Annotated in this window: 18 protein-coding genes; 8 read left to right on the plus strand and 10 right to left on the minus strand. The window is 69.3% G+C overall.

Features of this window, described 5'->3' with window-relative positions; all coding sequences use genetic code 11:
- Positions 1-3 precede the first annotated feature (3 nt).
- Positions 4-1,305, minus strand: coding sequence for an extracellular solute-binding protein (locus DW298_RS10405; RefSeq protein ID WP_168429587.1), 1,302 nt, complete (start codon positions 1,303-1,305; stop codon positions 4-6).
- A gap of 215 nt (positions 1,306-1,520) precedes the next feature.
- On the opposite strand from DW298_RS10405, the gene DW298_RS10410 reads away from it, so the two are divergent.
- Positions 1,521-2,831: a glycosyl hydrolase gene (locus DW298_RS10410; protein ID WP_136042407.1), complete on the plus strand. Its 1,311-nt coding sequence runs from the start codon at positions 1,521-1,523 to the stop codon at positions 2,829-2,831.
- Between the two features lie 7 nt (positions 2,832-2,838).
- Here DW298_RS10410 and DW298_RS10415 read toward each other — a convergent pair whose 3' ends face one another.
- A complete protein-coding gene (locus DW298_RS10415; protein WP_136042408.1) occupies positions 2,839-3,870 on the minus strand; it encodes a LacI family DNA-binding transcriptional regulator in 1,032 nt (343 codons plus the stop codon).
- Between the two features lie 155 nt (positions 3,871-4,025).
- On the opposite strand from DW298_RS10415, the gene DW298_RS10420 reads away from it, so the two are divergent.
- Together DW298_RS10420 and DW298_RS10425 are read left to right on the plus strand one after the other, a co-directional pair.
- Positions 4,026-7,034: a glycoside hydrolase family 38 C-terminal domain-containing protein gene (locus tag DW298_RS10420; RefSeq protein WP_136042409.1), complete on the plus strand. Its 3,009-nt coding sequence runs from the start codon at positions 4,026-4,028 to the stop codon at positions 7,032-7,034.
- A 143-nt stretch (positions 7,035-7,177) separates the two neighbouring features.
- On the plus strand, positions 7,178-7,588 hold the full coding sequence (locus DW298_RS10425; RefSeq protein WP_168429586.1) for an MmcQ/YjbR family DNA-binding protein: 411 nt from the start codon (positions 7,178-7,180) through the stop codon (positions 7,586-7,588).
- A 31-nt stretch (positions 7,589-7,619) separates the two neighbouring features.
- Here DW298_RS10425 and DW298_RS10430 read toward each other — a convergent pair whose 3' ends face one another.
- Genes DW298_RS10430 through DW298_RS10440 form a run of 3 tightly spaced genes read right to left on the minus strand, consistent with a single transcriptional unit; the run spans position 7,620 to position 9,403 of the window.
- The gene (locus DW298_RS10430) at positions 7,620-8,303 is read right to left on the minus strand and encodes a hypothetical protein (RefSeq protein ID WP_240745101.1); all 684 of its coding nucleotides are present in this window, start codon (positions 8,301-8,303) and stop codon (positions 7,620-7,622) included.
- Positions 8,300-8,758: a MarR family transcriptional regulator gene (locus DW298_RS10435; RefSeq protein ID WP_136042410.1), complete on the minus strand. Its 459-nt coding sequence runs from the start codon at positions 8,756-8,758 to the stop codon at positions 8,300-8,302. Before DW298_RS10435 ends, DW298_RS10430 begins: the two co-directional genes overlap by 4 nt.
- A gap of 57 nt (positions 8,759-8,815) precedes the next feature.
- Entirely contained in the window at positions 8,816-9,403 is a 588-nt protein-coding gene (locus DW298_RS10440; protein ID WP_136042411.1) for a hypothetical protein, read from the minus strand.
- A 126-nt stretch (positions 9,404-9,529) separates the two neighbouring features.
- Here DW298_RS10440 and DW298_RS10445 point away from each other — a divergent pair, with 126 nt between their 5' ends.
- On the plus strand, positions 9,530-10,762 hold the full coding sequence (locus tag DW298_RS10445) for a glycosyltransferase (RefSeq protein ID WP_136042412.1): 1,233 nt from the start codon (positions 9,530-9,532) through the stop codon (positions 10,760-10,762).
- Between the two features lie 132 nt (positions 10,763-10,894).
- Positions 10,895-12,124 carry a glycosyltransferase family 4 protein gene (locus DW298_RS10450; RefSeq protein ID WP_136042413.1) on the plus strand — a complete coding sequence of 410 codons (1,230 nt, stop codon included), beginning with the start codon at positions 10,895-10,897 and terminating at the stop codon, positions 12,122-12,124.
- A gap of 12 nt (positions 12,125-12,136) precedes the next feature.
- On the opposite strand, the gene DW298_RS19520 is transcribed toward DW298_RS10450, so the two are convergent.
- From DW298_RS19520 to DW298_RS19325, 3 genes are read right to left on the minus strand one after another with little or no spacing between them, the layout of a single operon-like run.
- Positions 12,137-12,787 (minus strand): hypothetical protein, encoded by a 651-nt coding sequence (locus DW298_RS19520; protein WP_205820339.1) that lies wholly within the window; start codon positions 12,785-12,787, stop codon positions 12,137-12,139.
- Positions 12,788-12,835: 48 nt separating this feature from the next.
- A complete protein-coding gene (locus DW298_RS10465; RefSeq protein ID WP_136042415.1) occupies positions 12,836-13,468 on the minus strand; it encodes a LysE family translocator in 633 nt (210 codons plus the stop codon).
- Between the two features lie 32 nt (positions 13,469-13,500).
- Positions 13,501-13,662, minus strand: a complete 162-nt coding sequence (locus tag DW298_RS19325; protein ID WP_168429585.1) for a hypothetical protein — start codon at positions 13,660-13,662, stop codon at positions 13,501-13,503.
- A gap of 85 nt (positions 13,663-13,747) precedes the next feature.
- Between DW298_RS19325 and DW298_RS10470 the strand changes: the two genes are divergently transcribed.
- On the plus strand, positions 13,748-14,731 hold the full coding sequence (locus DW298_RS10470) for a helix-turn-helix domain-containing protein (protein ID WP_136042416.1): 984 nt from the start codon (positions 13,748-13,750) through the stop codon (positions 14,729-14,731).
- A gap of 13 nt (positions 14,732-14,744) precedes the next feature.
- On the opposite strand, the gene DW298_RS10475 is transcribed toward DW298_RS10470, so the two are convergent.
- Both DW298_RS10475 and DW298_RS10480 read right to left on the minus strand, forming a co-directional pair.
- Positions 14,745-15,752, minus strand: a complete 1,008-nt coding sequence (locus DW298_RS10475; RefSeq protein ID WP_168429584.1) for a LacI family DNA-binding transcriptional regulator — start codon at positions 15,750-15,752, stop codon at positions 14,745-14,747.
- A 119-nt stretch (positions 15,753-15,871) separates the two neighbouring features.
- Positions 15,872-16,573: an NRDE family protein gene (locus DW298_RS10480; protein ID WP_136042418.1), complete on the minus strand. Its 702-nt coding sequence runs from the start codon at positions 16,571-16,573 to the stop codon at positions 15,872-15,874.
- A gap of 68 nt (positions 16,574-16,641) precedes the next feature.
- Here DW298_RS10480 and coaBC point away from each other — a divergent pair, with 68 nt between their 5' ends.
- Together coaBC and DW298_RS10490 are read left to right on the plus strand one after the other, a co-directional pair.
- Positions 16,642-17,841, plus strand: coding sequence for a bifunctional phosphopantothenoylcysteine decarboxylase/phosphopantothenate--cysteine ligase CoaBC (gene coaBC, locus DW298_RS10485; RefSeq protein ID WP_136042419.1), 1,200 nt, complete (start codon positions 16,642-16,644; stop codon positions 17,839-17,841).
- A 138-nt stretch (positions 17,842-17,979) separates the two neighbouring features.
- On the plus strand, positions 17,980-20,199 hold the full coding sequence (locus DW298_RS10490) for an AAA family ATPase (RefSeq protein WP_136042420.1): 2,220 nt from the start codon (positions 17,980-17,982) through the stop codon (positions 20,197-20,199).
- Positions 20,200-20,273 lie beyond the last annotated feature (74 nt).

Consider the following 20,273-nt stretch of genomic DNA (forward strand, 5'->3'; position numbering starts at 1 on the left):
GGCTTACTTGTCCACGCGGTTGGCGTTGGCGTACTCGACGATCTTGTCGAGCTGGGCCTTCGCGTCCGCCTCGCCGTTGACCGCGAGGGCGATCTGCTGGGTCATGTAGGTGACCATGTCGGACGTCCACTGGAACGGCAGCGCCTTGGCGTCCTTCATCGCGCCGAACACCGTGTCGATCGCCGACAGCTGCTTCTCGTCGGTGACCGTGGCCGCGATGTTGTCGACGACCTCGTCGCCACCCTCGGCCGTGCCGGGGGCGGTGCCGACGGCGAGGGACGAGAACGCCACCTGGTTCTCCTGGTTCGTCGCGAACTCCGCGAAGGCGAGCGCAGCTTCCTTGTTGTCGGAGTCGGCCGAGACGTTGAGACCCTGCACGTACAGCGGTGCGACACCGAGTCGCGGGGTCGCCACCGTGTTCTCGAGCAGCGCCGGTGCGTCCTTCTGCAGGTCGGTCGTGAAGCCGGTGCCGCCGGTGGTGAAGGCGACCTTCTCCTGGATGTACGCCTCCGCGTTCCCGCCGTAGTCGCCGGTCAGGGCTTCCGCGGGCATCGCACCCGCGGCGTACGCATCGGCGTACTTGTCGATGATCGCCGCGGCCTCGTCGGTGTTGAAGTCGAACTCGCCCTCATCGTTGATGACCTCCATGCCGGCGGCCGTGAAGGTGTCGAGGGCCGGGATCGAGGAGAGGAGCTGCACCTTGCCGTTGGACTCGGTGGCCACGTCCTTCGCAAGCGTGAGGAGCTCGTCGACCGTGGTCGGCAGGTTCTCCTCGGTGACGCCGAAGGGGGCGAGCTGTGCGAGGTTCCACCAGGAGGCGTCGCTGGAGAGGTACCAGGGCAGGCCGAAGGTGCCTTCCATCCCCGGGTACTGGCTGTAGGCGTCCCAGGCGCCCGTGTTGTAGGCGGACTTCAGATCGGGGTCGGCGGTCTCGAGGTCGACCAGCTTGCCCGCCGCGACCAGCGGGTACGCGATGTCGGGCGGCAGGTTGAGCACGTCGGGGAGGGTGTCGGCGTTCGCCTGGCTCAGGATCTTCTCCTGGTAGCCGTCTCCCGGCTGGTCGAGCCACTCGACCGTGACGTCGGGGTGCTCCTTCTCGAACGCGTCGATGAGGTCTTCGAAGTACGGGGTGAACTTCTCGTTCTTGAGCGACCAGGTCTGGAACTGGATGGTGCCGCTCAGGTCGCCCGAGGTGTCGATGGGGCCCGCGTCACCGGCGGTGGCGCCACCCCCGGTGCAACTCGTCAGCGCCAGAACGCCGATGCTGAATCCTGCCAGGGCGGCAATGCGTGTCCGAATCTTCATCGTGCTTCTTCCTCGAGGCGGGCGATTCTGCCTTCCGTCCATCAAAATGGCACTGGAACGCTTTAGCAGATGAAACCATCCGATTCCGCGCCTGTCAAGGCCCGCACGCGTGGGCTTTGCGGCGATTGGCAGAAGATGGGTGCGCCTTGTTGCTCAAGCGTTATAGTGGTGCGAACTCCGCCCTCCTCGAAGGGCACGTCCGAAAGGTCTGACACATGACGCAGCGCGGCGCCCTCGATGCTCCTCTGAGGTTCGGGGCGAACTACACGCCGTCCAAGGACTGGATGCACTCCTGGCTCGACTTCACTCCCGACGACGTGCGCCGTGACTTCGCCGCACTGGCCGAGCTCGGGCTCGATCACGTCAGGGTCTTCCCACTGTGGACCGTGCTGCAGCCGAACCGCACACTCATCCGGCAGAAGGCGATCGACGACGTGCGCGCCGTGGTCGACATCGCCGGCGAGTTCGGCATGGATGCCGGGATCGATGTGGTCCAGGGACATCTCTCGAGCTTCGATTTCGTTCCCTCGTGGCTGTACACGTGGCACGACAAGAACATGTTCACCGATCCTCGCGCTCTCGAGGGGCAGGTCGCTCTCGTCGATCGGCTCGGGCGGGCGCTGGGCGATGCGCCGAACTTCCTCGGTCTGACGCTCGGCAACGAGACGAACCAGTTCTCCGCGCACACGCATCCGTCGCCGTGGCCGGTCACGCAGGACGAGGCCGGTGGCTGGATCTCGACTCTGCTGGCGGCGGCGGAGGCTGCGGCGCCCGGGCTCCCGCACGTCCACAGCGAGTACGACGCCGTCTGGTACATGGACGGCCACGGTTTCACACCGGCGCATGCGTCGCGGCTGGGGGCCATGACCACGATCCACTCCTGGATCTTCAACGGCACCGCCCAGCGCTACGGCGGTCGCTCCGTCGCCTCCGACCGTCATGCCGAGTACCTGATCGAGCTCTCCCGCGCCTTCGCGACCGACCCCGACCGGGTGGTGTGGCTGCAAGAGGTGGGCGCTCCGTCGAACTGCCTCACCGACGACGAGATGCCCGGATTCCTGGAGGCGACCGTGCGCTCGGCGGCACGCACCGAGAACCTCTGGGGCATCACCTGGTGGTGCTCGCACGACGTGAGCCGCGACCTCGGCGACTTCCCCGAGCTGGAGTACTCGCTCGGTCTGGTCGGGCAGGACGGTGCGGCGAAGCCCATCGGTCGCCGCCTCGCCGAGCTCATCCCGGAGCTTCGGCAGCGGGTCGCGCCGCCCGTGCGGGACACGGCGATCGTGGTGGACGTCGACGAGCGCGAGGTGCCGGTGAGTCGAGCGGCGCTGAGCCCGGGCGGTGCGGTGTTCCAGGCCTGGGTGGATGCCTGTGCCGCGGGCCTCGATCCTGCGCTGGTCACATCGCGCGACGCCCTCGACCCCGTAGCGCTCGACGCGCGGGGCATCCGTCGTCTCATCCGTCCCGACCTGTCGGCCGACGTCGTCGACCCCTACGGCTCGGTCAACACCGTCGTCCAGGGCTGACGGGCGCTCAGGCCGTGCGTGCGGGCGGAGCCGTGCTCTCGCGCGCGGTGAGCACGGGTGTCGGGCCCTCGACGCTCGGCAGGTTCGCTCCCGCCTCGATCTGCTGCAGCAGGAGGGTGGCGGCGCGCTCGCCGAGCTCGAAGGTGTCGCGCGTCATCGCCGTGATCGACGGGTTGATGAGACCGGCGATGACCGAGTCGTCGAACGAGGCGAGGGAGACGTCGCGCGGCACGGCGCGGCCCATCTCCTGGGCGACGCGGAGACCTGCGACCGCCATCACATCGTTGTCGTAGACGATCGCGGTCGGATGCTGCCGGCCCGACAGCAGTGCGCGTGTGACGGCGGAGGCGCGCGTGGGCGAGAAATCCGTGGTGATGATCTCGCCCTCGAGGCCGTCGGCGGCCATGCGCTCGAGCACCTCGGCGCGAAGTCGCGTGTGCTCGAGCTCGGCGGGGCCGGCGACATAGGCGATGCGGGCGTGCCCGAGGGCGGCGAGGTAGGAGAAAAGGGTCTCGGCGACCGTGTCGTCGCCGATCCAGACGCTCGGGACCGAGCCTTCGGGGGCGGGTTCGGAGCCGATCATCACGGCCCGTGCGTCGAGAGCCTCGATACGCCCGACGCGGGGATCGCCGTCACGGGGGTCGATGAAGATGAAGCCGTCGACCTGGTTGGAGGAGCGCCATTGCCGGTGCACCTCCATCTCCTCCGCGATGTCGGCGACCAGCCTCAGCTGCAGGCTCACCTTGCTCTCGGAGAGCCGTGACTCGATGCCGGCGATGAGGTCGGTGAAGAAGGCTTCGGAGCCGAGCGACCGGGCGGGGCGGGCGAGCGCGAATCCGACCGTGTTGGCGCGCGCCCCGACCAGCGCGCGCGCTGCGGAGCTCGGCTGCCAGCCGTTCTCCTCGACGATCGTGAGGATGCGCTGTCTGGTCTCGTCGCTCACGCCGGGGCGGCCGTTCAACGCGAACGAGACGGCACCGGGGGAGACTCCCGCCATGCGCGCGATGTCGGCGATGGTGACGCGTTTCGCCGGAGTCATAGTCCCTCACAATACTTGATCGATTTAGTCTCGCGGAAGAAGTGACGATGCGCTTAGACTTGGTTACTAGATCGTTTTAGTAAATCCGATAGCATCAACACGGCGTCGCCCGTCGCGCCGCGGACCAGCCCTCACCGTCGAGCCCGGAGATTCCCATGCATGACGACACCTCGCTCACCGTCGGCCGCGTCAAGCGAGTCCTCGAGGAGCGCATCCGCCCGGCGATCCACTCGGCGACCGTGCCGCTGGACGTCGCGATCCACGAACTGCCCGGCGAGCCGATCGCGCCCGCCGAAGGACTCGCCCTCGCCTTCGAGCCCGGCGTCGTCGGCGCACCCTGGGGTCCGGCCTGGGGCACCACCTGGTTCCGGCTCACCGGACGCGTCCCTGCCGAGTGGGCGGGGCGCCGGGTCGAAGCGCTCATCGACCTCGGCTTCGACGTGAACATGACCGGCTTCCAGTGCGAGGCCCTGGCCTACCGTCCGAACGCCGCAGGATCCGACCCGATCCCGGTGAAGAGCATCAACCCGCGCAACCAGTGGGTTCCGATCACCGAGACGGCCGAGGGTGACGAGCCCGTCGAGCTGTACCTCGAGGCGGCATCCAACCCGGTGCTGCTGGATTACCACCCCTTCCTCCCGACACAGGAGGGCGACATCCTCACCTCCTCGAAGGAGCCGCTGTACCGCGCGCGGCGGATGGACCTGGCCGTGTTCGAGCAGGAGGTCTTCGACCTGTCGCTCGACCTTGAGGTGCTGTTCGAGCTGCAGGCCGAACTGCCGGCGACCTCGCCGCGGCGCATGCGCATCCTGCAGGCGATGGACGACGCACTCGACGTTCTCGACCTGCAGCACATCGTGGAGACCGCGGGCGACGCGCGTGCCCGCCTCGCCGACGTGCTGGCCGCGCCCGCCGAGGCCAGCGCGCACCGCATCTCGGCCGTCGGCCACGCGCACATCGACTCCGCCTGGCTGTGGCCAGTACGCGAGACGATCCGCAAGGTCGCGCGCACCACCTCGTCGATGACGACGCTCATCGAGGAGCAGCCCGAGTTCCAGTACGGCATGTCCAGCGCGCAGCAGTACGCCTGGATCAAGGAACACCGCCCCGAGGTGTGGGAGCGGGTCAAGGCCGCCGTCGCCGCCGGGCGCTTCCTGCCGCTCGGTGGCATGTGGGTCGAGTCCGACACCGTGATGCCGACGGGCGAGTCGCTCGTGCGGCAGTTCTCGCACGGCCAGCGGTTCTTCGAGCAGGAGTTCGGCATCCGGTCGAAGGGCGTGTGGCTGCCGGACAGCTTCGGCTACTCGCCGGCTCTGCCGCAGCTGATGCGCCGTGCCGGGTTCGAGTGGTTCTTCACACAGAAGATCTCGTGGAACCAGCAGAACGTCTTCCCGCACCACTCCTTCCTCTGGGAGGGCATCGACGGCTCGCAGGTGTTCACGCACTTCCCGTCGATGGACACCTACAACTCGCAGCTGAGCGGCATGGAGGTCGCGAAGGCCTCTCGCCAGTTCAAGGAGAACCGGCTCAGCTCCCGGTCGATCGCCCCGGTCGGCTGGGGCGACGGCGGCGGCGGCACGACTCGCGAGATGACGGGCAAGGCTGAGCGCCTGCGCGATCTCGAGGGCAGCGCGCAGGTCGTGTGGGAGCATCCGGACGTCTTCTTCGATGCCGCAAAGGCCGAGCTGCCGCATCCGGCCGTCTGGGTCGGCGAGCTGTACCTCGAGCTGCACCGAGGAACCCTCACCAGCCAGCACGCCACCAAGGCGCTGCACCGCTGGGCGGAGCACGCGCTGATCGAGGCCGAACTGTGGGCGGCGACGGATGCCGTGCGCACCGGTGCCGCGTACCCGCAGGCCGAGTTCGATCGGCTGTGGCAGGCCGTGCTGCTGCACGAGTTCCACGACATCCTGCCGGGCACTTCGATCGCCTGGGTGCATCGTGAAGCCGTCGCCGTGCTGTCGGACGTGCTCTCGGGTGCGCAGGACATCGCGGATGCCGCCCGCCGTTCGCTCGCGGGCGAGGGCGACCGGGAGCTGCAGTTCGAGCCGACGTCGGTCGGTCGCGGACGCGCCCTCGGGGCGGCGTTCGTGGCTGAGCCCACGGCGGCGCCGGTGTCGCTCTCGGAGGAAGACGGTGGCTGGCGGCTCGAGAACGAGCTCGTCTCCGTGCTCGTCTCGGCCGAGGGGCTGATCGTCTCGGCCGTCGACAAGGCTTCAGGGCGTGAAGCGGTGGCGGCGGGCAAGGCGGCGAACCTGTTCCAGCTGCACCAGGACTTCCCGAACATGTGGGATGCGTGGGACATCGACCGGTACTACCGCAACAGCGTCGACGACCTCACCGCCGTCACGTCGATCGAGGCATCGGTGGTCGGCCGGGCCGCGAAGATCGTGGTCGTCCGTCCGTTCTCGGAGTCGACGATCGAGCAGACCATCATCCTGCAGCCTGACTCCCGGACCGTGCTGCTGCGCAACGAGATCGACTGGCACGAGACCGAGAAGCTCCTCAAGCTCGCCTTCCCGCTCGACATCCAGGCCGCCCACACCGACGCCGAGACCCAGTTCGGCTACCAGTCACGGGTCACGCACACGAACACCAGCTGGGAGGCGGCGAAGTTCGAGACCTCGATGCACCGGTTCGTGCTGGTGCGCGAGCAGGACTTCGGCGTCGCCCTCGTGAACGACTCGATCTACGGCTACGACACGTCGCGCGAGGTGTCGGACGACGCCGTGACGACGACCGTGCGACTGTCGCTGCTGCGGGCGCCGCGGTTCCCCGATCCCGACACCGACCACGGTCACCACGAGATCGAGGTCGGCTTCGTGATCGGAGCGGATGCGGCGATCGCGACGGCCGAGGGCATTCGGATCAACGCGCTCCCGAGCGTCGTGCGCGGTGCGCGCGAGGTCGAGCCGCTGGTGTCGGTGCGGGGCGCGGGCATCGTGGTGTCGGCGGTCAAGCTCGCCGACGACGGGTCCGGCGACGTGATCGTGCGCGTGTACGAGGCGCTCGGGCGGCGTGCGACCGGTGAGCTCTCGGTCGGGTTCGAGCACCGCGAGGTGCGCGAGGTGAGCCTGATCGAAGACGACATCGACGACGCGCGGGTCGGTGGAGGACTGCAGCTGCGCCCGTTCGAGGTGCGGACGCTGCGCATCCTGCGCTGAGCAAAGGCGTGTGATCAGGCGGAAGCGCGGGATCAGGCGGAACGCCCGCGGAAGTGCCTGATCTCGCGCAGGTGCCTGATCTCGCGTGCGCGCTCGCGTGTCTGTCTGTTGTGGCGGCCGTCCGCGTGCGCGACGATGGCGGGATGGCGAGCATCGACGACGCGCGGACGATCGCCCTCACCCTCCCGGGCGCCGAGGAAGCGGTGAGCGGCCATACCGGCGAGGCGGCGTGGCGGCTGAAGAGCGGGCAGTTCGCGTGGCTCCGCGGCCCGAGCGCGACCGACCTGCGGCAGCTCGCGGAACTCGGGCGGGAATGGCCGGCGGGAACGGTGCTCGCAGTGCGCGTCGCCGACCTCGAGGAGAAGGAGGCGCTGCTCGCCGCAGAACCCGGGGTTCTGTTCACGATCCCGCACTTCGACGGCTACCCCGGGCTGCTCGTGCGTCTGGACGTCATCGACCGCGATCGGCTGACCGAGATCATCACGGATGCGTGGCTGGTGCGCGCGCCCGCCCGGGTCGCGAAGGAGTGGCTCGCGGAGCGCGGACTGGACTGAGCCGCGTGGCGACCTGGCGGAGCGTGCGCGTTCAGACCAGGAACGGGCGGGCGGCGTCGAGGAACGCGCGCGGCTCATCCGCCCAGAGCCGGATGCTGGTGACCTGGTGCTCTCCGCCGCGCGGCGCGAGGCCGGGAAGGCGGATCGCGAACGGACGCTCCAGTTCGATCTCGATGTTCGTCTCGTCCTGCATCCGCTCGGCGTACTCGGCTCCGTGGTCGGTATCGGAGATGCGCGGCTGCTTCGGCTCGTCGACGCGCTTCGAGATCGCCACCGAGGCGACCGCATCCCAGGGGACGAAGACGTCGACCTCCAAGCCGCTCCGCACTCGGATGCCGTCCGGCGCCACGGCATGCGGACGCAGCAGCATTGCGCACAGGAGCCCGATCATCCACGTCAGTCCCCAGATCCCGAGGATGAGGATCGGGATGCGCACCGCCGGCCAGGGGTGCACGATCAGATCGAGGATCGGGATCTCGACGGCGGACAGCACGATGAAGATGATGAGCACGGTCAGCACCGGACGGTGGTAGCCGATGCCGGTGCCGCCCTCCGGGACCGCAGGACGGCGGGCGATCGCGCGACCGATGCTCGAGTACACGCGAAGCTCGGCGATCAGTGCGCGGTGGAGCATGTTGAGGATGCGGGCGGTGCGCGTCGGAGTGGGCGGCGGGGTGGGCTGGTGCGCCCGACTCACGCTCGGTTCGGCGCTCACGGGGCATCCTTCCCTGGTTCGCTCGCAGCCTGAGTCACGAGCTGCTCCAGGTGGTCGGCGATGGCGATGATGCCGCGCTCCACGGCGTCGCGATCCTCCGGGGCGACGGCATCGAGGAGGGTTGCGTTGAGCTCGACGTGGTCGTTCTGCATCCGCGCCATCGTCTCGGTGGCCGAGGGGGTCAGCTCCACCAGCACGGCCCGCCGATCAGACGGATGCGGGGTTCGTCGCACGTGACCGGATGCTTCCAGCGCATCGACGAGGCCGGTGATGTTGCGCGGAGTGACCTCGCACAGGCGGGCCAGCGTCTGCTGCGTCGAGGGCCCGGCGTGCTGCAGCATCCACAGCAGGTGCACGCGTGCCGTGGTGAGGCCGGTGCCGTCGAACGCCCGCGCCATGTCGCGCTGGAAGAGGTCGCCGATCTGGAGCAGGCGGTCGAGCAGCAACGGGTTCATAATGCTGATGCTACTACATAGTTACCTGACTTCACTAGTTGTGAAGCGGGAGCGCGCTCAGGCGGGATCGAGCCGCAGCACGTCCGGGGATTCTCCACCGGTGAGGTCGTCGGCGATGCGGATGCTGCGCGCCAGATCGTCGAGCGCGCCGGTCAGGGTGCCGAACCGCTCCTTGTCGCTGCACACCGCGGTCAACGTCACCAGATGGGTGCCCGTGTCCCAGGTGTAGGTCGCGAAGGGCGGCGACGCGGGAGACGGCGGCATCGGCACGAGCAGCTTCTCGCCCACGCCGAGCCGGGTGGGGAACGACTCCGTGTCGTCGAAGTCCATCGGCATCGACGCGCGAGCGATCCGCACATCGGGGGTCAGGACCTGCGCCGACGCCATCGCCACGACCAGCTCCGGCTCGGCCTTCCAGGTCCACACCAGGACGCGGCCATCCGCCCGCTTCATCAGCATCGGCGCCGCCTGGCTCATCGCCCACGCGCCGAACCGGGACCCGGGGCGCTCGGTCGCACCCACGGCGGCGTTGACCTGACCCAGGAGCATGCGGATCGCCGCCTTGCGATGCCGGCGGCCCTTCCACCCGAGCGAATCCGTCACGGGAATCCACAGCTGGGGATCGGCGTCGGCAGTCAGTCGCATGGCTCCACGGTATCGGCTGAGGCTGAGGGGATGCCGGTATGCCGCCGCTGTCCGATCAGGCCCCTCGGGTAGAGTGGCCAGCGCCCCGACCAGGGCTTTCCCTTGGCCGCCACATCGTAAGGCAGCATGTCTGTGACCTCCTCCGACGATCCGATCGATCCGTCGAGCGGCCCCGCCGCCGCCCCCGCGCCCCGCCCGTTGAAGATCGTGATCGGCTGCGACACCTTCGCGCCCGACATCAACGGCGCCGCCCGCTTCGCCGAGCGCCTCGCCGCAGGGCTCGTGCAGCGCGGACATGACGTGCACGTCGTGGCCCCCAACCAGGCCTACCGTCGCGCGCAGCCGCACACCGAGGTCATCGAGGGCGAGCCGATGACGCTGCACCGTCTGCCGTCGGTGCGCTGGGCGCCGCACGACTGGCTGCGGTTCGTGTGGCCGTGGCGTTCGAAGCACTACGCCCGCAAGGTCATCGACCAGGTGCAGCCGGATGTCGTGCACATCCAGTCGCACATCGTGATCGGCCGCGGCCTCGCCTACATCGCGAACGAGCGCGGCATCCCGGTCATCGCGACCAACCACGTGATGGCCGAGAACATCCTCGACCACACGACCATGCCGAAGTTCATCGACGACCTCGTCCTGAAGTTCGCCTGGGCCGACGCGAAGCGCACCTTCGACAAGACGCGTGCCATCACCACGCCGACCCGCCGCGCCGCCGACTTCCTCGAGAAGACGGTCGAGGTGAAGGGGGTGATCCCCGTCAGCTGCGGCATCGACCGCACGCAGTACACGCCCGTGATCGCCCCGCGTGACAAGAACCGCATCGTCTTCGTCGGCCGCCTCACCGCCGAGAAGCAGGTCGAGGTCATCCTCAAGGCGATGACGAAACTCGACCCCGCCCTCGACACCACGTTCGACATCGTCGGCGGCGGCGACCAGCGCAAGCAGTTGGAGCACCTGGCCGCGCAGCTCGGACTCGCTGACCGCGTCACGTTCCATGGGCGCACCAGCGACGAGGAGCTCCGCGCGCTGCTGTCCCGTGCGAGCCTGTTCGTGATCGCCTCGATCGCCGAGCTGCAGTCCATCGCGACCATGGAGGCCATGGCGTCGGCGCTGCCGATCGTCGCGGCGGATGCCGTGGCCCTCCCGCACCTCGTGCACGACGGCGAGAACGGCTACCTGTTCGAGCCGGGCAACGTCGACGACCTCGCCGCGCGCCTGACCGATGTGCTCACGGCCGACCCCGCGGAGTACGAGCGGATGCAGCGGGCCTCGCTCGACGGTGTTGCGATCCACGACATCAACCGCACACTCGACACCTTCGAGGCGCTGTACCGCAACGAGCCGCTGCCGGAGTAGCGAGCAACCCGCCATGCACAGTATCCCCATCGGTTCACGGCGCCGCGACGCGTCAGCGGCGGAGTAGCCCGCATGCACAGTATCCCCATCGGTTCACGGCGCGTAGACGCGTCAGCGGCGGAGTAACCCGGCATGCACATCGTCTTCTTCGGGGATCAGCACCTCGACTCCCTCGGCGGCGCGCAGGTGTCGATGCGGCTGCAGCGGGAGTTCCTCGAACGCGCCGGACACACGGTCACGGTCGTCGCGCCGAAGATGCACGGATCGCGCACGCCATCCGATACTCACGGCGGGGCGTACATCGACCTCCCCTCGGTGCCGATCACGCTCGACCGCGAGTACTCGATGAGCTGGCCGGGGCGCGCGACCGACCGCTTCCTCGACAGAGCGTTGACCCGCCGCCCCCCGGTCGACCTGGTGCACGTGCAAGCCGACTTCTGGGGCGCGTTCATCGGGCACCGCTACGCCCAGCGACACGGCATCCCGGTCGTGCACACGATGCACAACCGCGTCGACGTCGGGATCGCGGCCGTGACCCCGCTCCACCGGACCGTGCTCGGCGTGTTGAACGCCTGGCGCCGCGGGGCGATGCGCGGGATCGGCAATCCGGTGCGCGGCGCGGACGGCTGGGCGTTCCTGCGTGGCCTCGCCGTCGGCGCATCCGCTGTGACCGCGCCGTCGACGCACTTCGCCCGACGCCTGGAGGAACACGATGTCTTCCCGCGGGTCGACGTGATCTGGAACGGTATCGACGACGACCTGCGTGCACAGACGCTCGCTGCGCGACCGGCAGTCAGGGAGTCGGGACCGCCCCGGTTCGTCTGGCTCGGCCGGATGAGTCCCGAGAAGCGCCTGCTGCCGTTCCTCGAGGCGTTCGTCGCCGCCGGAATCGACGCGGAACTCGAGATCATCGGCGGCGGAGGGCAGCGTGCCGCGGCCGAGAAGATCGTGCGCGGGCATGACGGCGTGCGCTTCGCCGGACGACTGACCTACCCGCAGACCCTGGAGCGGATCGCCGCCGCCGACGCGCTCGTGCAGACGTCGATCGGCTTCGAGACCCAGGGGATGACCCCGTTCGAGGCGGCCACCCTCGGCACGCCCTCCGTGATCTGCGACCCCGACATCGCGGCCGAGCTCGGCGGGGGATTGTGGGCGGTTCCGGATGCCGGCGCCACCGTTTCCGGACGGGAGCTCGAGACCCGACGGGTGGCCGCGCTCGCGGAGACCCTGCGCAGGGCCGCATCCGACATCGCCGCCGGCACCGCGCCCACCCCGGTTCCCGAGGTTTCGGAGGCGTTCCGGCAGTCGTCGCGCACGGCGGCCATGGTCGAGGTCTACGAGCGGGTGCTCGCCGGGCGCTGACGAGGCTGAGTTTCAGACGAAGCGCAGGAACGCGATGCCGACCCAGCTGAAGATCATCCCGAGAGCGCCGGCCCCGGCGATCCCGATCGCGATGCCGGTGAGAAGGCGCGCGCCCGGTCGGCGCGCGGCGATGATACCCAGCACGAGGGCCACGGCATACGCGAAGAACGAGATCACGCCGATCGCGTCGTCGATCGCGTAGGCCGCTCCGTACCCGAAGTCCGATGTGTAGATGAAGAGTCGGACGATCGACGAGATGAGGTTGACCGCGAGAGTGATGACGGCGATCACGAAGGCGGTGCGGCCGAGCATGCTGCCGGCCGGTGCGGTGGGGGCTCCTGACGCGATCGGCCAGGACGCGGGCTGGCCGGGCGCTCCCGCAGGATAGGCCGGGGCTGCGGTCGGGTAGCCGGCGCCGGGCGGGTAGGCGGCGCCGTGCGGGTAGCCGCCGGTGGGATGCGCGGGAGTGCCGGCCGGGTGAGTGGGGGCGGTCGGATACGCCGTGGGATACGCGGGAGCAGCCGGGGCAGCCGGGGCAGCAGGGTCGGCAGGGTCGGCGGGGTCAGAGGGTGGCGCACTGGACGCGTGAATCGGGAACGTGTGCGTGCCGGGATACTGCGGATCGGCGGGCAGGTGCGCGGGAGGCTGCGAGGGCTCGCTCATGACGACGAGCGTAGCCGTGGTGCCCGCGATCCGCACGGGGGAATCGGCTCAGCTCTTGGCGCCGGTCAGCGCGAGTGTGCCGCCGAGGCCGATCATCATCACGCCCCCGGTACCGGAGAGCGTCGACATACGACGCGGCGAGCGGGCGAACCAGGTGCGCGCGGTTCCGGCGGCGAGTGCCCACACGCTGTCGCAGACCAGTGCGAGCGCCTGGAAGGTGAGCCCGAGCAGAAGCAGTTGCGCCCAGACCGTGCCGGCCGCCGGCACGACGAACTGCGGGAGCACAGCCACGAAGAACGCGATCGTCTTCGGGTTGGTCAGCCCGACGATGAAGCCCTGGCGCAGCAGCTTCGCGGCGGAGGCCGGTGTGCGACCCGCATCCGGGACGTGGTCGTGGCGGTGGCGGATGGCCTGCACTCCGAGCCAGACCAGGTAGGCGGCGCCGACGATCTTGATGATGGTGAACGCCACCACGGAGGAGGCGACGATGGCCCCGACCCCGAACGCCACGGCGAGGACGGCCGGCACGGTTCCGAGTGCGTTCCCGACGACGCTGAGCACGCCGGCGCGCCGGCCGAGCGAGAGTGAGCGGCCGATCACGAACAGCACGCTCGGACCGGGGATGACGATGATCACGACGGAGGCGACGGCGAAGGCGACGAGGCTGTCGAGCGGGATCATGAGCCGACCATACACCGCGGCTCGAGCCGGGTTCAGCGGTAGCCGTGCCCGGACTCGGCCTGCTGGTGGATGTCGCGACCACCGATGCGACTCCAGTCGGTCGGCGCGCGGTGGTAGCCGTCGCGACGGAGTTCGACGACGGTGGCGACGGTTGCCCACACGACCAGAGCGATGAGTGCGATGACGAGTATCATGGCAGAAACGCTACGTTCGATGCTGAACTGTCACGAGTGGCAGAATCGACTATCATCGTACGAAAACTGCCAACCGGGAGTGTGCATGAAGACAGTGGCCTGCGTCATCCAGGACGGCTTCGCGCCGTTCGAGTTCGGCGTCGCCTGCGAGGCGTTCGGGCTCGATCGGTCCGCCGACGGCGTACCGAACTTCGACTTCCGCATCGTCGCCCCGCACTCGGGAGTGGTGAAGTCGAAGATCGGCTTCTCGGTCAACGTCGAGCACGACCTGGCCTTCGCCTACGAAGCCGACCTCGTCGTGTTCTGCCCCGTGCCGCGCGAGCGCTGGGGCGACATCGATCCGCTCCTGCTCGACGTAGCCCGGCATGCGGTCGACCGCGGCGCCTGGGTGATGAGCGTCTGCAGCGGCTCGTTCATCCTCGCCGCCGCCGGCGTGCTCGACGGGCGACGTGCGACGACGCACTGGATGTACGCGCACGTGATGGCCGACATGTACCCGCAGATCGACATCGACCCCGACGTGCTCTTCGTGCAGGACGGGAAGATCATCACCAGCGCCGGCACCGCCGCCGGCATCGATGCGTGCCTGCATCTGCTCCGCCAGGAGGTGGGCGCCGAGCTCACCAACCGCATCGCGCGTCGCATGGTGGTGCCCCCGCAGCGTGACGGCGGCCAGGCGCAGTTCATCGACCGTCCGATCCCCGTGGTCGCCACCGACTCGCTCGCGGCGGTCGCCGACTGGGCCGTCGAGCACCTCCGCGACGACCTCGGAGTCGATCAGCTCGCGGCCAGAGCCCTGATGTCGCCGCGCACCTTCGCCCGACGGTTCAAGGCCGAGTACGGCGCGACGCCCGCGGCCTGGCTCGCACGCCAGCGCATCATCCATGCCCAGCGGATGCTGGAGCGCACCGACCTTCCCCTCGACCACATCGCCGATGAGTGCGGGTTCGGCTCGGCGGCCGTGCTGCGGCAGAACTTCGCGAGGGTGCTCGGACTCACGCCCACGGCCTACCGCGCGCGGTTCTCCTGCGCCGAGGATTCAGAGGCTTCGGCGGTGCCGGCGGCCTGAGCCGGCGTTCCGGTCAGATCGCCCGCGTGGTCGAACGCTCGACGAGCGAGCAGGGCAGGAGCACGTGCGCGGCATCCTGCTCCGGCGCGGCGAGACGCGCGAGCAGCAGCTCGACGGCGCCGTGCGCCATGTCGAGGATCGGCTGACGCACCGTCGTGAGATCGAAAGCCTGCCACGACGACATCGCGACATCGTCGAACCCGAGCACCGACACCTGGTCCGGCACACCGATTCCGAGTGCCTTCGCGGCGTTCAAGGCGCCGAAAGCCACGAGGTCGTTGTGGCAGAAGAGTGCGGTGGGAGGCTCCGGCAGCTGCAGCAGGCGCGTCGCGGCCTCGAACGCTCGGGTGTAGTCGAGGTCGGCCACGTCGAGCAGCGAGGGGTCGAACGCGACCCCCGCGGCCTCGAGTTCCGACAGGAAGCCTTCGTGCCGATCGCGCACCGAGGTCGTGCCGAGAGGGCCGGCGATCACCCCGATGCGTCGATGGCCGAGAGACGCCAGATGGCGGCCCGCGATGCGGCCTCCGTCCATGTTGTCGGGCGAGATCGAGTCGTTGTCCGGCACGGCCCCGGGCCCCATCGTCACCGCGGGGACGCCGAGCGACACGATGCGACCCTCGTCATCGGGCGAGAGCAGAGTCGTCGTGAGGATGACGCCGTCGACGTTCGTCTCCCGCAGGGTCCTCGCGAGGTCTTCGGTGGTGTCGGCGCGACCGCTGAGGATGAGAGCGCGATATCCGGCGCGGTTGAGATCGTCGCTGATGGTGTGCAGCAGTTCGGCGTAGTAGCTGTTGCGCGGGTCGCCGAGCACGACGCCGATCGTCTGGGTGCGGCTGGTGACGAGGCTCCGGGCGCTGAGGTTGGGGCGGTAGTCGAGCTGCTGGATGGCCGCCTCGACCTTGGCGCGCACCCGCTCCGAGACGCCCTCATGGCCGTTGACGATGCGTGACACCGTGGTCTGCGACACGCCCGCCGCTCGGGCGACGTCGACGCTGGTCACACCGCGGGACTTCGGCGGCATGGGCCCTCCTCTTCGTGCCGGGCTTCCCATGCTAGACGGCGTGGAGGAGAGGAATGACTACGCAGTCCTCGGCGTGGCGCATCCGTTGCTCGCATCGCCGGAATGCGGGGGATGTGCGCTCAGTCGCTCCAGTGTGCCGGCGAGGGGAGCGCATGATCGCTCACCTCAAGGCCTGCGGGGGTGACGGATGCCGTCGCATAGAGGAGCGACTGCGTGGGGTACCCGTGCGGGCGGTTGTCGCGGATGATCGCGCAGTCGTCCTCGGGGGCGAGCTTCGCCGACGACGCGAGGAGCGCGGTCCATTCAGCCGCCCAGTCCTCGATGTCGGCCGTCGGGCCGAGCGCACGGAACTCGGGGAGCCAGGCGGCGATCCGCGGCGTCGCCTCGTCGTCGAGGTCGTCGTGCGCGATCATGTGCGTGCCGGGCACGATGGGGGTCTCGCGGAGCTCGACGCCATCCCACGACAGCACGCGCGCACCCTCGGGGGCGACCTCCAGCAGGTTGAAGCCGTGCATGGGCAGCGGGGCGACGGGAGAGCGGCCCACGACCGACTCGAGTGCGAGGGATCCGCGGGATACGGCCTGAGCGTCGGGGAGGTCGCGCACGTCAGCGCGGTTCAGCAGCACCGCCAGCCGGTGCTCCGCGGGGTTCGCGGCGAGCCAGGCCCCGCCCGCGCGACGATCCCGGATGCCGATCACCCCCGGATACCGCTCCGGCCACCAGGGGCCGAGAGCATCCCATTCCCGCTGGGGGTCTTCGTCGCGCACCGCCAGAAGCCTCGCGACACCGGCATCCTCGACATCGATCACGACCGTGCACACGGGGCCAAGTCTAGGTCGATGACGCCGGTGTCGGCCCGCGGCGGCGGATGCTGGGGCAGAATCGAGACGTGAACATCGTCGTCGGAGTCACGGGCGGCATCGCCGCGTACAAGACGGTGCACCTCGTGCGCCTGCTCACGAAGGGTGGGCACGACGTGACCGTGGTGCCCACCGAGGATGCGCTGCGCTTCGTGGGGCTGCCGACCTGGGAGGCGATCAGTCGCCACCCGGTCACCACGAGCGTGCACGACGACGTGGCGAAGGTGCGGCACGTGGCCCTCGGTCAGGGCGCCGAACTCGTCATCGTGGCGCCGGCGACCGCGAACTCGATCGCCAAGATCACCGCAGGACTCGCCGACGACCTCCTCGGCACGACTCTGCTCGCCACCGAGGCTCCCGTGCTGATCGCTCCGGCCATGCACGCGGAGATGTGGCGGAACAGGGCCACGCAGGCGAACATCGCGACGCTGCGGGAGCGCGGCGTGCACCTCGTCGGCCCCGCGGACGGCGAACTCGCGGGCGGCGACAGCGGACCCGGGCGGATGGCGGAGCCCGAGGAGATCTTCGCGGCGGCACAGGCGCTGCTCGCTCCCGGAGACCTCGTCGGTGTGCGCGTCGTCGTCTCGGCCGGCGGCACGCGCGAGCCCATCGATCCCGTGCGCTTCCTCGGCAACCGGTCCAGCGGCAGACAGGGGGCGGCCCTCGCCGCCGAGGCTGCCGCGCGCGGGGCCGAGGTGACCCTGGTCGCGGCGAACATCGCGGGCGACGTGCTCGCCGAGGTGCGGCATCCGGCGATCCGCATCGTCTCCGTCGGCGCGGCTGCGGAGCTCGCCGAGACGATGAAGCGGGAGGCCCCGGGCGCCGACGTGGTGGTGATGGCGGCGGCCGTAGCCGACTATCGACCGGTCGCGGTGTCGGACCGCAAGCTCACGAAGGAGGGCGGGGGAGTGCCCGCGATCGAGCTGGTCGAGAACGAGGACATCGTCGCCGCACTCGCCTCGACGCGGAAACCGGGACAGCTCATCATCGCCTTCGCCGCGGAGACCCCGGAGGACGAGGCCGAGCTGCTCGCCCGCGCTCGCCGCAAGCAGCAGCGCAAGGGGGTCGACCTGCTCGTCGTGAACGAGGTCGGCTGGGAACGCGGGTTCGAGAGCGCCGAGAACGCCGTGCACATCCTCGGCCCGGGCGGGGCGGATGCCGGCGCGGCATCCGGCTCGAAACGTGCGGTCGCGGCCGCGATCTGGGACGCCGTCCAGCGGGAGCGCTGAGGCCGGGCTCGGCGCGGGGCATCGACTGGAGGAGAACGCGACCGAGTGCTAAACTTGAGTCAACACGACTCAACTTTGATCCCGCCGTCCGTCCGGTCGGCGGGAGACGACCAGAAGGAGCATCTCCAGGAGGAGCGCATGAGCAACCCGCAGACCGGCAACCAGAACCAAGACCAGCAGTCCGCCCTCGAGCAGTTCGGCATCAACCTGACCGACCGCGCCCGCGAGGGCAAGCTCGACCCGGTGATCGGACGCGACAGTGAGATCCGTCGCGTCAGCCAGGTCCTCACCCGCCGCACCAAGAACAACCCGGTGCTGATCGGTGAGCCCGGCGTCGGCAAGACCGCCGTCGTCGAAGGCCTCGCCCAGCGCATCGTCGCCGGCGACGTCGCCGAGTCGCTCAAGGACAAGGAACTGGTCACCCTCGACATCTCGGCTCTCGTGGCCGGCGCCATGTACCGCGGGCAGTTCGAGGAGCGGCTGAAGCAGGTCCTCAAGGAGATCACCGAGTCCGACGGCCAGGTCATCACGTTCATCGACGAGCTGCACGTGCTGATGGGTGCGGGTGGCGGCGAGGGTTCGGTCGCGGCCTCCAACATGCTCAAGCCCATGCTGGCCCGCGGCGAGCTGCGCCTGATCGGCGCGACCACGCTCAACGAGTACCGCGAGTTCATCGAGAAGGATGCCGCGCTCGAGCGTCGCTTCCAGCAGGTGTACGTCGGCGAGCCCACGGTCGAGGACACCATCGCGATCCTCCGTGGACTTAAGGGGCGCTACGAGGCGCACCACGGAGTCACGATCTCCGACAGCGCCCTCGTCGCCGCTGCCGCACTCTCGAACCGGTACCTTCCCGCGCGGCAGCTGCCCGACAAGGCGATCGACCTGATCGACGAGTCGATGTCTCGGCTCAAGATGGAGATCGACTCCTCGCCGGTCGAGATCGACCAGCTCAAGCGCCAGGTCGACCGGCTGAAGCTGGAGGAGCTGGCTCTCAAGCGCGAGAAGGACGCCGCGTCGAAGGAGCGCCTCGGCACGCTCCGTGAGCACCTCGTCGAGATGGAGAAGGAACTCGCAGGGCTGGAGGCCCGGTGGGCGCGCGAGCGTCAGGGCCTGAACCGCGTCGGCGAGCTCAAGAAGCAGCTCGACGACGCCATCACCCAGCGCGACCTCGCGATGCGAAACGCCGATTACACGAAGGCCTCGAAGCTGGAATACGAGACCATCAAGCGCCTGGAGCGCGACATCGCCGAAGCCGAGCAGGCCGAGGCCGCGACCCCCGCCGAACCGCGCATGGTCAACGAGCAGGTCACCGAGGAGGACATCGCCGCGGTCATCGCCGCGTGGACGGGCATCCCCGTCGGTCGCCTGTTGCAGGGTGAGAGCGAGAAGCTGCTGCACCTCGAGAGCGAGCTCGGCAAGCGCCTGATCGGGCAGAAGGATGCCGTCAAGGCGGTGTCGGATGCCGTGCGACGCTCGCGTGCCGGCATCAGCGACCCCGGCCGTCCGACCGGGTCGTTCCTGTTCCTCGGACCGACCGGTGTCGGCAAGACCGAGCTGGCCAAGGCGCTGGCGGAGTTCCTGTTCGACGACGAGCATTCGATGGTGCGCATCGACATGTCGGAGTACGGCGAGAAGCACTCGGTGTCCCGGCTCGTCGGCGCCCCTCCTGGTTACATCGGCTACGAGCAGGGCGGTCAGCTGACCGAGGCCGTGCGGCGTCGCCCGTACAGCGTGATCCTGCTCGACGAGGTCGAGAAGGCGCACCCCGAGGTGTTCGACGTGCTGCTCCAGGTGCTCGACGACGGTCGTCTGACCGACGGTCAGGGCCGCACGGTCGACTTCTCCAACGTGATCCTGATCCTCACGTCGAACCTCGGCTCGCCGATCCTCATCGATCCGGTGCTGTCGCCCGAGGTCAAGCGCGAGCAGGTCATGGCGCTGGTGCGGCAGGCGTTCCGTCCGGAGTTCCTGAACCGCCTCGACGACATCGTGATGTTCTCGGCGCTCAGCGAAGACGACCTCGCGCAGATCGTCGAGCTCTCGGTCGACCAACTGCACGACCGCCTGAAGGACCGTCGACTCACACTCGCCGTGACGCCGGATGCCCGGTCGTGGCTCGCCGAGCGCGGGTACGACCCGATGTTCGGTGCCCGGCCGCTGCGCCGCCTCATCCAGAGCGAGGTGCAGAACAAGCTCGCGACGGCGCTGCTCTCGGGCGGCGTGCGCGACGGCGACACCGTGCGGGTGGATGTCGGCGCCGACGGGGCGGGCCTCGTGCTCACCGCGACGACGCCGGAGCCCGCGTCCGAGCCCGAGGAAGACGACGACGTGATCGAGGCGGAACTGCTCGACGACTGAGTCGTTTCCCCTGAGCCGCGCGACCGCCGCACGTTATGAAGGAGAACTCACGCTATGAAGGAGCGGATGCTGCA

Source organism: Microbacterium sp. A20 (assembly GCF_004794515.1).
GTDB lineage: Bacteria > Actinomycetota > Actinomycetes > Actinomycetales > Microbacteriaceae > Microbacterium.

Bases quoted from the DNA above. Each gene is read 5' to 3' on its own strand.
- DW298_RS10475 (WP_168429584.1), bottom strand. From the start codon at position 15,752: ATGCCGCCGAAGTCCCGCGGTGTGACCAGCGTCGACGTCGCCCGAGCG.
- DW298_RS10465 (WP_136042415.1), bottom strand. From the start codon at position 13,468: ATGATCCCGCTCGACAGCCTCGTCGCCTTCGCCGTCGCCTCCGTCGTG.
- DW298_RS10490 (WP_136042420.1), top strand. From the start codon at position 17,980: ATGAGCAACCCGCAGACCGGCAACCAGAACCAAGACCAGCAGTCCGCC.
- DW298_RS19520 (WP_205820339.1), bottom strand. From the start codon at position 12,787: ATGAGCGAGCCCTCGCAGCCTCCCGCGCACCTGCCCGCCGATCCGCAG.
- DW298_RS10410 (WP_136042407.1), top strand. From the start codon at position 1,521: ATGACGCAGCGCGGCGCCCTCGATGCTCCTCTGAGGTTCGGGGCGAAC.
- DW298_RS19325 (WP_168429585.1), bottom strand. From the start codon at position 13,662: ATGATACTCGTCATCGCACTCATCGCTCTGGTCGTGTGGGCAACCGTC.
- DW298_RS10435 (WP_136042410.1), bottom strand. From the start codon at position 8,758: ATGAACCCGTTGCTGCTCGACCGCCTGCTCCAGATCGGCGACCTCTTC.
- DW298_RS10420 (WP_136042409.1), top strand. From the start codon at position 4,026: ATGCATGACGACACCTCGCTCACCGTCGGCCGCGTCAAGCGAGTCCTC.
- DW298_RS10470 (WP_136042416.1), top strand. From the start codon at position 13,748: ATGAAGACAGTGGCCTGCGTCATCCAGGACGGCTTCGCGCCGTTCGAG.
- DW298_RS10440 (WP_136042411.1), bottom strand. From the start codon at position 9,403: ATGCGACTGACTGCCGACGCCGATCCCCAGCTGTGGATTCCCGTGACG.
- DW298_RS10415 (WP_136042408.1), bottom strand. From the start codon at position 3,870: ATGACTCCGGCGAAACGCGTCACCATCGCCGACATCGCGCGCATGGCG.
- DW298_RS10405 (WP_168429587.1), bottom strand. From the start codon at position 1,305: ATGAAGATTCGGACACGCATTGCCGCCCTGGCAGGATTCAGCATCGGC.
- DW298_RS10445 (WP_136042412.1), top strand. From the start codon at position 9,530: ATGTCTGTGACCTCCTCCGACGATCCGATCGATCCGTCGAGCGGCCCC.
- DW298_RS10450 (WP_136042413.1), top strand. From the start codon at position 10,895: ATGCACATCGTCTTCTTCGGGGATCAGCACCTCGACTCCCTCGGCGGC.
- DW298_RS10425 (WP_168429586.1), top strand. From the start codon at position 7,178: ATGGCGAGCATCGACGACGCGCGGACGATCGCCCTCACCCTCCCGGGC.